The sequence below is a fragment of the Abiotrophia sp. HMSC24B09 genome (assembly GCF_001815865.1).
Classification (GTDB): Bacteria; Bacillota; Bacilli; order Lactobacillales; family Aerococcaceae; genus Abiotrophia.
The window spans coordinates 1-15,742 of record NZ_KV822214.1 but is presented as its reverse complement, the minus strand read 5'-3'; the positions used below and the strand labels follow the sequence as shown (position 1 = coordinate 15,742).

The following is a 15,742-nucleotide window of genomic DNA, read 5'->3' as shown; positions in this document are numbered from 1 at the left end:
TGAGTCTATTCTACCTCCAATGGCGAAACGCTTACATAGAATAATTTACGCATAAGGTTCGAAAATTTACGCTATTGCTAGATTGATTCAGACTTATAATCGCGTTATAATAGGAAGATAGAAAATACATAAGGAGGAAAGAAGATGTCAATTTTAGATGATTTAACATGGCGTGGTGCCATCAATCAGCAGACTAACGCTCAAGGCTTAGAAGAACTAGTAAATAAGAAGGCGATTGGCTTATATTGTGGCGTCGACCCAACAGGGGATTCCATGCACATTGGACATTTAATTCCCTTTATGATTCTTAAGCGCTTCCAGCTGGCTGGGCATAAACCAGTAGTGCTAATTGGGGGCGGCACAGGCTCAATTGGCGACCCGAGTGGGCGCAATAGCGAGCGGACCTTGCAAACCATGGATGTGGTAAAGGAAAACGCGCGTAAATTAGCAGACCAGATGAACCGTCTCTTCCTAAAAGGGGATGTTCAAGCGAGTGGTTTCCGGATTGTAAATAACTACGACTGGCTTAGCCAGATCTCGCTCTTAGATTTCTTGCGTGACTATGGTAAACATTTCAACATTAATAATATGTTGGCTAAGGATGTTGTCGCGTCTCGACTAGAGGTAGGGATTTCCTTTACTGAGTTTAGCTACCAGATCCTTCAATCTATTGACTTTGCCCATCTATATAAAGAATACGATGTTCAATTACAAATTGGCGGCGCCGATCAATGGGGCAACATTACGGCCGGATTGGATTTTATTCGTCGGACTGAAGGCCATGAGACTGAAGTCTATGGGCTGACCATTCCGCTTATGCTCAAATCTGATGGCACTAAGTTTGGTAAAACAGCAGGTGGGGCAGTTTGGTTGGATCCAGAGAAAACAACGCCATTTGAGTTCTACCAATTCTGGCTCAATCAACAAGATGGTGATGTGGTTAAATTCCTTAAGTACTTTACCTTCTTATCTCATGAAGAGATTGATGCCTTGGCTGTCGAAATTGAGACTCAGCCTCACTTGCGGGTTGCCCACAAGCGTTTGGCTGAAGAAGTAACGCGCTTTGTTCACGGGCAAGAGGCTCTAGATGAAGCCATTCGGATTACAGAAGCTTTATTTACAGGCGAGGTGGGTTCGCTCACGGTTCATGAAATCGAGCAAGGTTTTAGAAATATGCCGCAAGCTAGCACCTCAAGAGAGCAAGCTAACCTAGCTGTTTGGTTAGTAGATATTGGTATTGTTAAATCTCGTCGTGAAGCCAGAGAATTTATTTCTAATGGCGCGATTACCTTGAATGGCACCAAGGTAACCGATGTGGAAGCTGTGATTACGCCTCAAGATGCTATTGGGGGTAAATATGTGGTCGTACGCCGGGGTAAGAAAAATTACACACTCGTTACCTATCAAGATTAAGATGTGAGAAGCAGGCTTTTGGGCCTGCTTTTTTTTGCGCGCGAGTAAGGCGGGGTGAGCAAGTAGGTGGGGGATTGTCTCAATTCCAGGGCAGAAAAGGTCCCCAAAAATAACCGCGAAATAATATCGATGTTGCGTCAATATAACAACCTTTAGGTTTACTATATGTATAGCACCATCTTCAAGACTATCTTTTAGGATAGCTAAATCAGGCTAAAGGTCTAGACAAAAGTAAAAATCAGCTCTGTAGCTCTATTTCGTCAGTTGTAGAACGTCGAAAGGGAGGTATATTTGCCTATCTATTGTGGCAAAAAAGAGTCAAAAAACGAAAAATAACCAAGTAAAATTACAGCTATGTTACAGATGCTATACGAATCGTCGAAAAACCGCACCTTAGCAAAAACTTGTGGTATCATGTAAGCATGTCATAAAAAGATAAACCAAAGCCTGTGTCCAACACAAGCGTGATATACAAAATTACGAGACTAAAAGGAGTCAAATCGCTTATGAACAAGAGATTATTCAAAACGTTATTAACTTCAGCCGTCGTATTAGGGAGCGTAGCTGCACCTGTGGCTGCTTTCGCACAAGACTACGATTCATTAATCGGGCAAAGTGAAAGCCAAATCGAAAACTTATCGGCTGCTCAAGCACAACTTTACGCACAATTAGCAAGTTCTTATGCTAAGTTGCAAGAAGTTCAAGCGCAAGCAACTACTCTTCAAGGGAATATCCAAGAAAATGACGCAGCAATTGCAAGCTTACAAGCAGAAATCAAAGACTTAGAAGTAGCAATTGGCAAACGCGAAAGCCTCTTGGCAGATCAAGCTCGTGCTGTTCAAGCAACAGGTGGGGCAGAAAACTATGTTAACGTTGTAGCTTCTTCTAAATCTGTTAGCGACTTTGTTGGCCGTGTAGACGTTGTGAAGAAGATGGTTTCAGCTAACAAAACACTTTTAGGCCAACAAAAGGCTGATAAAGAAGCTGTTGAAACTAAGAAATCTGCAGTAGAAACGACTAAAGCAGACAACGTTGCTAAGCATGTACAATTAGAAGCTCTTAAAGGTGCTTTGACTGAAGAGCAAGCTAACAACGAAGCAGTATACAACCAATTGACTTCTGACTTATCATTAGCACAAAATGCTCGTGAAGCTTTAATTGCTGAAAAGGCTGCTTACCAACAGCGTCAAGCAGAGATTGCAGCAGCACAACAAGCAGCGGCTGAACAAGCTGCCGCAGAAGCTCAAGCACAAGCTTTAGCACAACAACAAGCACAAGCAGAAGCAGCTGCCCAAGAACAAGCGGCTCAAGAGCAAGCAACTCGTGAATCTCAATTAGCTGAGCAACCAGCACCAGCAGCTGAAGAAGCAAAACCAGCTGCACCAACTACAGAAGCTGAAGCAACTAGCCAAGCAGAAGCAACTGAAAGTCAAGCGCCTGAAGCTCCTGCATCTGAAACTCCAGCAGCTGAAGAGTCAACTGTTGCAGAAACTCCTTCAACTCAAGAAGAAGAGTCAACAACACCAGCTCCACAACCTGCTCAAGAAGCACCAGCAGCTGAGGAAGAACCAGAAGCTCCAGCAGCTACTACTGAAGAAGAACCAGCCGCAGCAGCTCCAGCAGCTTCAACTTACGGCGATGTTTTATCAACAGCTGCTAAATACGTAGGGACTCCTTATGTATGGGGCGGTAAGAGCCCAAGTGGTTTTGACTGCTCAGGTTTCGTACAATATGTCTTCAAAGAAGCATACGGTATCGATGTAGGTAGCTGGACAGTACCACAAGAATCTGCAGGGACTCGTATCTCTGTATCAGAAGCACAAGCGGGTGACCTCTACTTCTGGGGTGACGCAGGTTCAACTTACCACGTAGCGATTGCAACTGGTGGCGGGAACTTCATTCATGCTTCTCAACCAGGTACTCCATTAGGCTACAACAACATCCAAAACTTCACACCACAATTTGCAGTGCGTGTACGTTAATAAGAAGTATATTAAAAGCTGGGATTTGTATCCCAGCTTTTTTGTTACTATATATAATAGAAGAGAGTTGGCAAGGACCAACTCTCTTTTGTATATGTTGCTTACTGCAAGCAGTATTTTATTCCAAAGGGAAGAGCCAACTGGCAAATTGGGGATTGAAGAGGTCTTGCGCCTCAATCCATTGATAGGTAAGCTTAGTGGTTACATCACTAGCCTTATCAGGTTGATTTTGACCAGTTTGCCCTGCTGCATAGCCTAAAGCATAGGGGTTGGGCGTGAGATTACGGCGGATGTCCCCTGCTTCGATAGCGCTAAATACCTGAGGTTGATAGCCGATGCTGTAGATGTCAGGAATAGCTAAACTTTGATGCAAGTAACGGGCCAGCTCTTGTATAGAGACTTGATCGAGTAAGACGACAGCCGGTTTGGAAGCTAAGGCTTCAACGGCACGAAGCATAGCCTGTTGATTTTCGAGTTTGTCGCCTTCTAAAGCAAGTGTCTGGTAGGCTTGGCCAGACTGATCTAGGACGTCCTGAGCTCCTTTTAGGCGCTCGATGCTTTCTTGGTTGTGTGCCTGATAGGCTAAAATGAGAGGGGTCTCTGTCCCACTATTGGCTTTCAATGCTTGTGCTAAGGCCTGGCCTTGCTCCAGAGGCGCCCAACCAAGTTGGCTTGCTTGGGATAGTTGGACTTTTGGACTATCGATTAAGGACACTTTAACTCCTTGCTTAAGCCAGTTTTCCAATTGAGATGTTAACTCAAGGCTATAGGTAGAGTGAAGTATCACCTGATCGCCTGTTAGGAGTTTTTGCTGGCTTAAGAGGGCCACTTGTTCATCAAGATTTTCTGGTAAAGCTAGGGTCTGAATCTCTATGTCGTCAGATGGATTGATTGAGGCTTTGAGCCCTGCCAAAAGTTGTTGGTTGTAGGGCTGGCTCAAGGCTTTACTGCTAGCAAACAAGATGCGATGTGTAATGGTCTGAGTAGGTTGACCAAGCCAAAGGCTCAATGCTAAAAGGCTAGCTAAACTGACTAGGATAAGTCCTAATAATATAGTAGAAAGTTTTCTCATGATGGCAAGTCCTCCCAATCTAAGCAAGGAATCGAGAGGCTGACGCAGGTTCCTTGGTCTTCTTGGCTATCAATTGTTAGCCCGTATTCTGGCCCAAAATAAATCTGCAAGCGCTCATGGACATTTCGCAAGCCAATGCCCGCTACATCAGATGGCTGTTTTAGCTCTCGGCGTAGTTCTTCCAAACGCTCCACACTCATGCCTTGGCCGTTGTCTTTAATTTGGATTAGAATACCTTTTTCTGTCTGCTTAGCTTCAATAGTTAGCAAGCCAGGTTCATAGAGGTTGGCCAAGCCGTGAATAATGGCGTTTTCCACAATAGGCTGTAGGATTAGTTTGATAGTAGGGCATGAGCCGACTTTCTCTGGTAGCTGGAGTTGATAGGTAAATTGTTGATTGTATCGGATTTGCTGAATCTCTAGATAGTTAGTGACGTGTTCAAATTCACGTTCCAAGGGAATATACTCTTTGCCCTTGCTTAAGGTAATGCGAAGCAGACGACCTAAAGCGGTCACCATATGCGAAGCATCTCTGGTATTTTGACTTTCTATCATCCACAGGATAGACTCCAAAGTATTATAGAGAAAATGAGGTTGGATTTGGGCTTCTAAGACATTTCGCTCACTTTTGCGTAAAGCGGCTTCTTCAAGTTTAATTTGCTCCATGAGTTGGTCCACTTGGTTTAGCAGTTGGTGGTAGGCCTGATAGAGCTCATTGGCCTCATCGTAACCAGACGTCTCATAGTGACCAGTCGGAAGATCCTGAAAGTCTTGCATATGGAGCGCAAGGCGACGAATAGGACGGGCAATAAAACGAGCTAGTAAGTAGGCCAGAACGTTAATTAAGAAGGTCAAGGCTAAGAAGAGAATAAGCGAGGTCTGTAGAATTCGTGACAGACCACTAGCCAACACTTCTTGTAGGTAGGTCTTTCCGACAACGCGCCAATGGGTACCGGCCATAACCTGACTGGCTAATACGACATGGTTATCCTTATCTAATTGGACCTTTGTGGGCTCAGTTCCTAAATCTGGAATAGTTTCCCGCTTGAGTTCAGCGGTCATCAGGGCTTGGTGGGGATGGTAGATGAGTTCTTGTTGATCATCTATCAAGTAAGTGTAGCCTTGCTTGCCAATCCCTCCGGTCTCAAAGAAACGCTGGAAGGTTTTGATTTTATAGTCGATAAGTAGAAGGCATCGCTTGCCTTGATGGTTGAAGGGGATAGTATTAGAGATAACCCAAGGAAACTCTCCTTGGAAAAGGTGTTGAATATGAGGTTTAGAATAGAGCGTCTGATCGTGCTGTGCTTCCTTTTGATACCAATCGGGAGATAAAACCGGATGTTGGCTATTCGTTTTAAGTTGAAAACGGCTAGGTGCAAAATCTAGTACTTGGCCCTGTTCATCTAGCACTGCGATAGATTGGATATCTCGGTTAAGGGTGACGCTAGAATCAAGCAAATCATGCAAAGCTTGAGGTGTTAGGCTTTCGAGTGTGATGCGGCGGATGATTGCCTCGTTGGCAACATCCATTGTGGCAATCATGGTTTCCAAGGCTTCTGTCGAGCGCGCCACGTGTTGTTCGGTTAGGGTCATGGTCTGCTTAATTAAGAGATCGCGTGCAATTTGATAATGGCCCCAGAGACTAATGCCTAGAATAGAAGTTGACAAGAGGAAGCAAGTTAAATAAATCACTCGGTGCAAGGGTTGACGCTTGGTAGGGGTCATAGTGAGGGGCTCCCTTCTTGGGCGGCTTCACGAATTTGGCGCGGAGATAGGCCAAAGTAGCGCTTAGTACTATAGGAGAAGTAGTGAGTGTCGGTATAGCCGACGGCTAAGGCTACTTCTTGGACCTTGGCTGAGCTAGTTAGTAAGAGCTCTTTAGCCTTATTCATACGAATTTGAATCAAGTGTTCCTTGAAAGATTGTCCTGTCTCGCGAGTGAATAGAGAGCTGAGATAGTTAGGGCTGACATGCATTAACTGAGCTAAACGTTTGCCTGTAAAAAGTGGGTCTTGATAATGTTGTTGCATTAAACGCAAGCCTTGCTGGGTTAAAGATTCTTTGAGAGTTTGGCGTTCGCTCTGGATTAAGAGTAGTAACTTTTTGCTGTGAGCCAGGAAGGTCTGCATTAAATCCGCTACTGGGGCTTGGCTAGCTACTACCATTTGAGACATAAAGGACTCAATCAACGGTGAGTTTTGGATGCCGGTGAGGTTTTGACTGATGCGAATAACCCGAGAAGTTAATTCTAGGAAAAAGAGATAGTCGGCCGAAGGAGTAGAGGATTGGAGATGACTTTGGTTAATTAAGCTCACAATGTAATCCTCAAACTCAGGATAGGAAGCAATCTTGATCAAAGACAAGAGACGTTGATCAGGGGTTGCATCGTAGTCTAGGTTTGATTCCATCTCGACACTGAAATCGCCATAGTAACATAGGGCAGTATTTGGCGCCGATTGGCAGTAATCATAAGCCTGAAGCGCCTGATGGTAGAGGCGCTTTAAGTCCATCAAGTGTGAGGATGCTTGACTAATACCCAGGTAGAGGGTGCGCCGATAATTTTTCAGGAAGGTTTGCTGGATATCTTGCAGCAAAAGGTCGAGGCTAGCTGAGATATCGGGCTTATCATGGCTAAGGATGATGATTAACTTACCAGCAAAAGGGAAGGCTTCGGCCGGCAAATATTTATGACAGACCTCTAGGACGGTCTTGCGATAGGAGACCCAACTAAGCTCTTCGGCAAAGAGAATGTCTCGCATATCCGGGCTGATGGCGTGGATAGGGCTAGAAGACTGGCGTGGACAGAGGCTAATGACGGTATAATGAGGGCCGGGAATTTCTAATTGATAGAGATTAATACGGTTTTGCCAGTAAGAGGTATCTTCCAGGGATAAAGGCTCGGTTACAAGGCTAATAAGCAAACTCCGACGTGAGGCCTCAATGGTTGTCATATACTCCCGTGTCATTTCCTGCATATCCAGAGCACGCTGGCGCTGAGCGTCTAGGTTCTGGCTAACACGGGATAGAGCGGCTTGGATATCTGTAGGAGGGATAGGTTTCAATAGATATTCTTGAATATTTAGACGAATAGCATTCTGAGCATAGTCGAATTTGTCGTGGCCACTGATAAAGATAATCTTGATAGTGGGATCAAATTCGTAGATGGCTTGACTCAATTCAAAGCCGTCCATGAGTGGCATGCAAATGTCGGTAATGACAACATCGGGACAAGTTTCTTCGATAATGGCTAGGGCTTCTTGGCCATTGCTGGCAGTGCCTACTAGTTCATAGCCCAAAGAAGTCCAATCCATTAGGTTGACAATGGACTGGAGCACAAAAGTCTCGTCATCTACAAATACAAGTTTTCGTCGGGTGGTCATGCAAGTCCCTCCTGAGGACATAAAATAGGTAACGCTTTCTATCAGTTTAACACAATTTTTGGGGATAGCATAGGGCCCTATATAAAAAGCCACAAGTCATCAGACCTGTGGCTTTCTAGTTTTAAGCTTATTTTTTAAGTTGGAAGGTAATATCGCCGGATTTAGTTAAGGACTTAAAGTCTTTGTCATAGAGGTTGACGTTCAAAGTAAGTGAGCGATCTTTGTAGAGATCGTAGTCATCCTTGCTGTAGACGAATGCTAAGTGGTAAGTATACTCTTGGCCAGGTTCTACTACTTCCTTATCTTTGGCCGGCTCAACTTCAACCATGCCTTCGTGCATTAATTTTAGTTGGTCATTGAAAACTAAGTTACCAGCGGTCTGACGTGCGTTCAAGGCAACTTTACCCTTGTTCTTAACGGTAATTTCAGCAGTTAAGACTACCACACCACCTTTAAGTTTTTCGAAACGGCTAGCTTGATCTTCATTAGGCTTGAAGTCAACCAATTGGTAGCCGTTCAAAGTCACATCATAGCCTTCAAAGTTAGCGTTTTGCTTATCAGTACTTGAGCTAATGAGGGTCTTAGTTCCCCAGTTTTCAGCAGTCAGTTTGTCAGGGTAGAATTTGCTAGCCGCTGAGCGTTTTTCTTCCCCTTCTTTAGACGTTGGCAGAATAGTAGATGCCGTAGGTACAATAGCATCCGTAAGTTTGTCCCCTTGATTAGCTAATACAACGAGGGTATCGAATGATAACGCGCCATTTTTGTTTAATTGTTTGAGGGCGTCGCCACCAATTGTTAGGACAACGAAGCCGCGAAGCTCAGTTTTAGCCTTAAGTACTTGCTTGGCGTCTACAACAGCCTTAGTTAGGTCTTTCGTCTCGTCTAGTAAGTTGTTGTTGTGGCTCACTGCTCTGTTATAGCCTACAATGGAGCCAGAGAAACCGCCGGTAATGTAAGCATCTTTATCTGAGTCATTCTTAAGGGAGACATCAAGTACAAGAACAGCGCCAGTTTGGGTATTGCCACCAAAAGGAATCTCTAAGTCTTTGGAAAAATCTTTGAGGGAGATTAAGCTGTAGGCATGGATGGTTTCCGTAACAGGAGCCTTGCCTAAGGTAATAGGGGTTGAGTTTGTGTAAGTTACGCTAGCTTCTTTAGCAGAAGCTGCAGTCTTGATAGCCTCCGTTACCGCCTTGAAGTCTGTGCTAGATTCTGAACTAGCGGTACTTTCTTGGCTACTAGCGCTTGACTCGCTGCTTGAAGATTCTGCCAAAGCGATTGATGGTCCTGCTAAGAGGGCCGTTAACGATAAGCTGCATAGGAAAATGCGTAAAGTTTTTTTCATTTCATTACCTCCATTAGTAAATCCTAGTCATATTATAATACAGAATGGATAGGCATGCAAAGTTGTCTAGTGCTATGACTTGATAGGGCCCAAGAGCATGCTAGCCCAAGCTTCATGGAGTGATTCTTGATCGGAAGGTTGGAAGAGGCCAGCCAAGACGTCGCGATAGAGGCGAGAAAGTTCGTTTTGGCTGAAGTAGGCTTGTCCTCCACAAGCGCGAATCACCTCTTCGACTGCTATTTTAGAGGCTTCAACGGAACGGTTTTTTAGGGCGGACAGGCGTGGTAACCAGCTCAAATCATAAGGTTGACCTTGATCTAAAGCTTGGCAGAAATGATTAAGTTGAGGTGGGATGGCATCCAGTTGGATAGCGGCTTCGGCCAAACGCCAACGAATGTTTTTGTCCTGGTCGTAGGTCGTCTGATTGCTGACGGAATAACGCTTTTTGACCGTTTCTAGGCCTAGTTCGAGGGCTCGTTGCCCAATGCCTAAATAGGTAGCGGCAAGTAGAATCTCGAAATAAGCGAAAATACCGAAAACGGTGGGGTCTAAACTTGGACCAGGAGCTAGTTTGGCCAAGATTTGTTCAGGTCTTACTTGCAGACCTTTGAGCGTCACGCTGTGTGATTGAGTGGCACGCATACCGAGCGTATCCCAGTTTTCGTGAATCTCTAATTGATTATCTTGTTTGTGGGCATAGGCAAAGACAGACTGGGCTTGTTCTTGGCTGGAATCGGTCGCAAAGGTCACGAAACGGCTGCAGGCTTTAATCATCGACAGGAAGACCTTGTCGCCGTAGAAAAGATAGCCCCCATCTGATTGGGGTTGAGCCTGGCAGATAGAGCCGAAGAGAACGCGGTCGTTAGAAGGTTCCGAGATACCAAAGGCCAGGAGGTGACCTTCAGCCGCGTCTTTTAGGATTTGTTGACCTGCAGCTTGGCCGTGAGCTACTAGATGACGGCCCAAGCCTACAATGATCTGGTGCATATTAATGCCTAGGGCAGTCCCAGGTGCTGCCTTGGCTAGGCGGGTTTGTTCCTGCGCGATTTCTTGAAGTGTGAGACCGTGCCCGCCAAATTCTTTGGGTACAAAGGCCTTGTAGTAGCCAGCTTCTTTGAGAGCTTGATAGTCTAGCTCAGGAAATTCGTTACTTCGGTCGTAATGGTCTGCGCGTTGATGGATAGAATCGAGTAGTGAATCAGATAAAAACATAGCGGACACTCCTTGGAAAGTAGTTAGTAAAATAGATGGATGCTTGATTTCCTTCCTTATTATAACATGATTGCTGTGTGTCGCCTTGCTAAACGCTTGCAAATAGCGACTGACGAGGCAAATGTGATACAATGAGAATAGCAAAAGGAGGGCGAGAAAGATGAGATTGTTGCTAGCAGAAGATGAATTAGATTTAGCCAAGGGGATTCAGGCTATTCTCAAGCATCATCATTATGATGTGGATCATGTAGCAGATGGAGAAGAAGCCCTCATGTATGCACGTTCTATGGAGTATGATGGCCTGATATTAGATGTCAAGATGCCTAAGAAATCGGGTTTCGATGTCCTAACGGCTTTACGGAGCGAGGGTTCTCAAGTGCCAACCTTGCTTTTAACGGCCAAAAACCAAATTGAAGACAAGGTTCAGGGTCTTGACTTAGGGGCGGATGATTATTTAACTAAGCCCTTTGATATGCAGGAACTTCTAGCCCGTATTCGGTCTATGTTGCGACGTCCGGCCAACTTGGTAGAGAATGATTTGCGTTATGGTGATTTAACCCTCTACCGGCAACGGGCCAGTCTAGCGGTAGGGACGGCTGAACTCGCCTTAAATAAGCGAGAGTTTCAACTGATGGAGATGTTCATGCTGAATCAGCAGCAGGTTCTGGCCACCGATTTAATCATGGAAAGAATCTGGGGCTTAGACTCTGACGCGGAGATTAATGTGGTCTGGGTCAATATTTCGTCCTTACGCAAAAAATTACAGCAGCTGGGATCTAAAGTGACGATTAAAGCCTCGCGAGGCCTGGGTTATCAGCTGGAGGTGGCGCATGATTAAAGAGATGCAAGGCCGTTTTGTCCGAATCGCCATGCTATCTTTTACGGCTGTGCTCTTGTGCCTGCTCCTGGGTTTGAATGGGCTCAACTATTGGCAGACGGTTCAAGAGCTAGATGGCGAAGCAAGTCACCTAATAGACCAGAGCCAGAATCAGCATCAGGGCAATCAGGAAAGACCGCCTCTGCCGAAGAATCAGGGCTTTGATTGGGCTAGACTCTGGCAGAGCTATCAGGAACCGAATTATCACACGGCTCGTTATATATACGCTAAAACCGATGCCGATGGTAAGTTAGTGACTAGCCAATTAGACCGCATGGATGATTATGACCAGGGGACTTTGGCGAATATGCTCAGTCCACTCTTGAAATCTTCTAAAAACCGGGGCTGGATTGGCGTACTGCGCTACTATCAGCGGACGAATTCGCAAGGAGAAAAGGAATGGCTCTTTGTAGATGCGGGACGGCAGCTTCAGGCGGTGACTCGCTTGGCCATGATTTCGCTGGGTATCTTGGTTTTGACCTTACTCATCGTCTATGGTCTACTTCGATACTTTTCTAATAGAGCCATTCGGCCTTTGATTAACAATATTAAACGTCAACAGGAATTTATTAGTAATGCCAGCCACGAGATTAAGACCCCTTTAGCGGTTCTGGCTACCAATAACGATGTCTTGGAATTGACAGGATGCAAGAATGAATGGACCCAAAGTAATCGCAGGCAAATCCAACGCTTAAATGCCTTAGTGGAGCAGATGCTGCAATTAGCTCGCTATGACGAAGGCCGAGTCGCGCTAAATCCGGAGTCTCTGGATTTAGTCGCCTTGTTAAAACAAGCGTTGGGTGATCTTGGGGGATTGCTTGAAGCAAATCGGGCGCAGGTTTCCTTGAATTTGCCTGATAGCATTCTATTAACTATCGACAGGGCTTCTTTTCAACAGGTCAGCCAGGTTCTACTCGAAAATGCCCTTCAGTATCATCTGGCAGGGACAGAGATTGAGGTTGGCTGGCGACAAACTGACAAGAGCTTGTTTGTGGCCAATCATTGTCAGGAAATGAGTCAAGAGCAGGCAGAGCGCTTATTCGAGCGTTTCTATCGGCCAGACCAAGGGCGCCAACGTGACCAAGGAGGAAGTGGGATGGGCTTGTCCTTAGCCCAAGCGGTAGCAGAACGCAATGGTTGGCATTTAAAAGTCGGCATGCGTTCAGAGACTGAAATAGAATTTACTATTCGATTCTAGCTAGGCGAGCAATCCTGCTTGAAGTCGCTAGGGCAGAGTACTAAAATAGGAAGTGCGATACATATTATATAGTAGAAAGAAGGAATAGGATGGAAATCAATGAAACTTTGTTGCGTGCCTTGAGTGAAGTCAATGGGATTGCGGGTAATGAAGGTGCGGTTCGCCAACTTTTCAAAGAAGAAACGGCACCTTATGCGCAAGGCTACGTTCAAGATGGTCTTGGTGGCTTATTTGCGGAGCATATTGGGGATGCCAGCGGTCCGCGGATTATGATGGCTGCTCACTTTGATGAAGTGGGGTTTATGGTTAGTCAGATTACGGATAAGGGCTTCCTAAAGTTTGTGCCGATTGGTGGTTGGTGGAGCCAGGTAGTTTTGGCCCAGCAAGTGACCATTACGACGCGAGACGGCAAAACCTACCATGGTGTGACGGGCTCTAAGCCTCCACATGTTCTGCCTGCGGAAGCACGCAAGATGGCGGTCGATATAGCGGATGTCTTTGTCGATTTAGGAGCGACTTCTAAGGAAGAAGTGCTAGAGTGGGGTATTCGTCCGGGGGACATGATTACGCCGTATATCGAATATCGTCGTCTCAATGGTGGACCTTTTCTCTTGGGGAAAGCTTGGGATAACCGCATCGGCGTTGCAGTTGCGATTGAAGTATTAAAATATGCAGCCAGCCAAGATCATGCTAGCCAGCTCTTTATCGGGGCGAATGTTCAGGAAGAAGTTGGTTTGCGTGGCGCTAAGGGCGCGACCCACAAACTGAATCCTGCTATTAGTTTTGCATTAGATACAGGGACTGCGGGTGATACACCGGGTATGACACCTAAAGAAGCAGATAGCGAATTAGGCAAAGGGCCTCAAGTTTTAATCTATGATGCGTCCATGATTCCGCACAAAGGCTTGCGTGACTTCGTGATTGATGTGGCGGAAGAAGAAGGCATTCCATTCCAATTCACCAGCATAAAGGGTGGCGGAACGGATGCTGGGGCACAGCACCAAAGTCTTGATGGCGTGCCATCCATTGCTATTACCATTCCGGTTCGCTACTTACATTCCCATACTTCGATTATTCACGAAGATGACTTCAAACATACAGTGGCGCTGATGACCGCCTTGCTAAAACGTCTCAACAGTCAGACGGTTGCCGATATTGTGGCTAATGTCTAGGGGGGAGGGCATATGCATATTCATTGTTTAGGATGTGCCGGAGGTTACCCAATGGGAGACAATGGCACGACTGCTTTTGTGGTTTCAAGTCAGGACCGGTCCTATCATATTTTGCTTGATGCAGGGAGTGGCGCTGCACGCGCCTTAGAAAATTATCTAGATGTACTAGAGCTTAATGCTGTTATTATTTCCCATGACCATGCTGATCATGTGGCGGATTTAGGTACTATCCAGCATTTATTAATGTTGAAACCTTCAGGTGCTAAACATGCGCCAGTGCCTATTTATTTGCATGACCAATCGGTATTTCCGCCTTTGGCCATTGAGGACAAGACCAGCCAATTGATGACTTATGGGGCGGATAGCGTCTTAGAATGTGGGCCTTTCCGCGTAAGTTTTTGCCAGACGGTCCATCCACTTGTTTGCTATGCTATGCGCGTGGAAGAGATGGAGACAGGGCAAGTCTTAGTCTTTACGGCTGATACTGGCTGGTGCCCAGAATTGATTGAATTCAGCCAGGGCGCCCATGTGCTAATTGCTGATTCAGCCTTTACTAACGAACGGGGGCGAAACGAGATTCATATGACGGCTAGTGAAGTCGCGCAATTGGCCAATCAGGCTCATGTGCGAACCCTGGTCGCTAGTCATATGGCGCCTCATGCGGATCAAACACTCATCCTCCAACAAATAGCGACGGACCTGAGTGCCGACATTAACTTAGTTCATTGTCAGCCGGGACTGACTTTATCACTTTAAGAGGGAGACTATAAAATGTATTTTGTTGATAATGGCAACAACTATGATGCAAGTTTGAATATTGCTTTGGAAACTTATTTGGTGGAAAACCGATTGGTCGATGAGCCAATCTTGCTCTTCTACATCAATGATCCTTCTATTATAGTAGGAAGAAACCAAAACACCATTGAAGAAGTAAACCAAGCCTATGTAGAAGAAAAAGGAATTCGAGTGGTTCGCCGTATGTCCGGCGGTGGGGCTGTCTACCATGATCGAGGAAACTTTTCGTTTTGCTTCATTAAAGACGATGACGGCTCCTTCCGGGATTTCGCCAGCTTCACGCAACCGGTAATTCAAGCTCTACATAAAATGGGAGCAAAAGGAGCGGAGCTCAAAGGGCGAAATGATCTGCTGATTGAGGACAAGAAGTTTTCAGGTAATGCCATGTATGCCAAGAATGGGCGTATGACCGCTCATGGGACTATCTTATTCGATGCGGATCTTGATGAAGTGACCAAGGCGCTTAAACCCCGAAAGGAAAAATTTGAATCTAAGGGGATTAAGTCAGTCCGTAGTCGTGTAACTAATATTAAACCTTATGTGTCAACGGAATATCAAAAACTCACTACCGAGCAGTTCCGTGATTTACTCTTGCTTGAAATCTTTGGGGTAGAAAGACGGGATCAAGTTAAAGAACTCAAGTTAACAGATGAAGATTGGAATAAGGTTCGAGCAATTCAGGCTGAACGCTTCGGCAACTGGGACTGGAACTACGGTCAATCACCAGCCTTTGCTATCCAAATGAGTCAGAAGTTCCCATTTGGCTTTGTCGATTTCCGCTTCAATGTGGAGCAAGGAGTTATTAAGGAAGTTAAAGTCTATGGCGACTTCTTTGGACTTGGAGACATTAGCGATGTAGAAGACGCACTAGTTGGCGTACGCTTCGAGCGCGAGGCTGTCAACCAGGTATTTGAGAACTTAGACTTCAATAAATATTTTGGTCGAGTAACAGCAGAAGAAATTCTGACCTTAATCTTTGGCTAGAATTGGCACTATATATAGGGGGAGCCACTTGGCTATACAACCTATATATAGTGTTTTTCTTTTGGGTCAAAAAAAGGACTGAAAAGTGGCTAGAAAGTGTTGACTTAGTGGGCTTAGTCATGGTATATTACATTATGTTCTTAGGAACACACGAACCATTTTCTAAAAATCGTCAAAAGCATTCGAAAAAGCTTTGACATGAGGAGAAGATGGTGCTAATATATAGAAGTTGTCGCTGAGACAACGGCCAAGCAAAAACTTCGAAAAAACTTCTGAAAAGTTATTGACAGGAAGTAAGGCTTGTGCTAATATA

At 45.3% G+C, this 15,742-nt stretch carries 12 protein-coding genes; 7 read left to right on the top strand and 5 right to left on the bottom strand.

Features of this window, described 5'->3' with window-relative positions; translation table 11 throughout:
- The first annotated feature begins 144 nt into the window (after positions 1–144).
- Together tyrS and HMPREF3093_RS10000 are read left to right on the top strand one after the other, a co-directional pair.
- Positions 145–1,413 (top strand): tyrosine--tRNA ligase, encoded by a 1,269-nt coding sequence (gene tyrS, locus HMPREF3093_RS08825; protein WP_070756630.1) that lies wholly within the window; start codon positions 145–147, stop codon positions 1,411–1,413.
- Between the two features lie 506 nt (positions 1,414–1,919).
- The gene (locus HMPREF3093_RS10000; protein ID WP_070756628.1) at positions 1,920–3,395 is read left to right on the top strand and encodes a C40 family peptidase; all 1,476 of its coding nucleotides are present in this window, start codon (positions 1,920–1,922) and stop codon (positions 3,393–3,395) included.
- Between the two features lie 118 nt (positions 3,396–3,513).
- On the opposite strand, the gene HMPREF3093_RS08815 is transcribed toward HMPREF3093_RS10000, so the two are convergent.
- From HMPREF3093_RS08815 to HMPREF3093_RS08795, 5 genes are all read right to left on the bottom strand, one after another.
- Complete coding sequence (locus tag HMPREF3093_RS08815; protein ID WP_070756626.1) at positions 3,514–4,467, bottom strand: substrate-binding domain-containing protein; 954 nt, start codon at positions 4,465–4,467, stop codon at positions 3,514–3,516.
- Positions 4,464–6,191 (bottom strand): cache domain-containing sensor histidine kinase, encoded by a 1,728-nt coding sequence (locus tag HMPREF3093_RS08810; protein ID WP_070756624.1) that lies wholly within the window; start codon positions 6,189–6,191, stop codon positions 4,464–4,466. The genes HMPREF3093_RS08815 and HMPREF3093_RS08810 overlap by 4 nt, the downstream gene beginning before the upstream one ends.
- Positions 6,188–7,846: a response regulator transcription factor gene (locus HMPREF3093_RS08805; RefSeq protein WP_070756622.1), complete on the bottom strand. Its 1,659-nt coding sequence runs from the start codon at positions 7,844–7,846 to the stop codon at positions 6,188–6,190. Before HMPREF3093_RS08805 ends, HMPREF3093_RS08810 begins: the two co-directional genes overlap by 4 nt.
- A gap of 127 nt (positions 7,847–7,973) precedes the next feature.
- A complete protein-coding gene (locus HMPREF3093_RS08800; RefSeq protein ID WP_070756620.1) occupies positions 7,974–9,191 on the bottom strand; it encodes a hypothetical protein in 1,218 nt (405 codons plus the stop codon).
- A gap of 72 nt (positions 9,192–9,263) precedes the next feature.
- Positions 9,264–10,403 (bottom strand): acyl-CoA dehydrogenase family protein, encoded by a 1,140-nt coding sequence (locus HMPREF3093_RS08795; RefSeq protein WP_070756618.1) that lies wholly within the window; start codon positions 10,401–10,403, stop codon positions 9,264–9,266.
- A gap of 160 nt (positions 10,404–10,563) precedes the next feature.
- Here HMPREF3093_RS08795 and HMPREF3093_RS08790 point away from each other — a divergent pair, with 160 nt between their 5' ends.
- From HMPREF3093_RS08790 to HMPREF3093_RS08770, 5 genes are all read left to right on the top strand, one after another.
- Positions 10,564–11,241, top strand: a complete 678-nt coding sequence (locus HMPREF3093_RS08790) for a response regulator transcription factor (protein ID WP_070756616.1) — start codon at positions 10,564–10,566, stop codon at positions 11,239–11,241.
- Positions 11,234–12,478 carry a sensor histidine kinase gene (locus tag HMPREF3093_RS08785; RefSeq protein WP_070756614.1) on the top strand — a complete coding sequence of 415 codons (1,245 nt, stop codon included), beginning with the start codon at positions 11,234–11,236 and terminating at the stop codon, positions 12,476–12,478. Before HMPREF3093_RS08790 ends, HMPREF3093_RS08785 begins: the two co-directional genes overlap by 8 nt.
- 89 nt (positions 12,479–12,567) lie before the next feature.
- Positions 12,568–13,650, top strand: a complete 1,083-nt coding sequence (locus HMPREF3093_RS08780) for a M42 family metallopeptidase (RefSeq protein WP_070756612.1) — start codon at positions 12,568–12,570, stop codon at positions 13,648–13,650.
- A gap of 12 nt (positions 13,651–13,662) precedes the next feature.
- On the top strand, positions 13,663–14,406 hold the full coding sequence (locus tag HMPREF3093_RS08775) for an MBL fold metallo-hydrolase (protein ID WP_070756610.1): 744 nt from the start codon (positions 13,663–13,665) through the stop codon (positions 14,404–14,406).
- 15 nt (positions 14,407–14,421) lie between these two features.
- Positions 14,422–15,429, top strand: a complete 1,008-nt coding sequence (locus tag HMPREF3093_RS08770) for a lipoate--protein ligase (protein WP_070756608.1) — start codon at positions 14,422–14,424, stop codon at positions 15,427–15,429.
- The last annotated feature ends 313 nt before the right edge of the window (positions 15,430–15,742 follow it).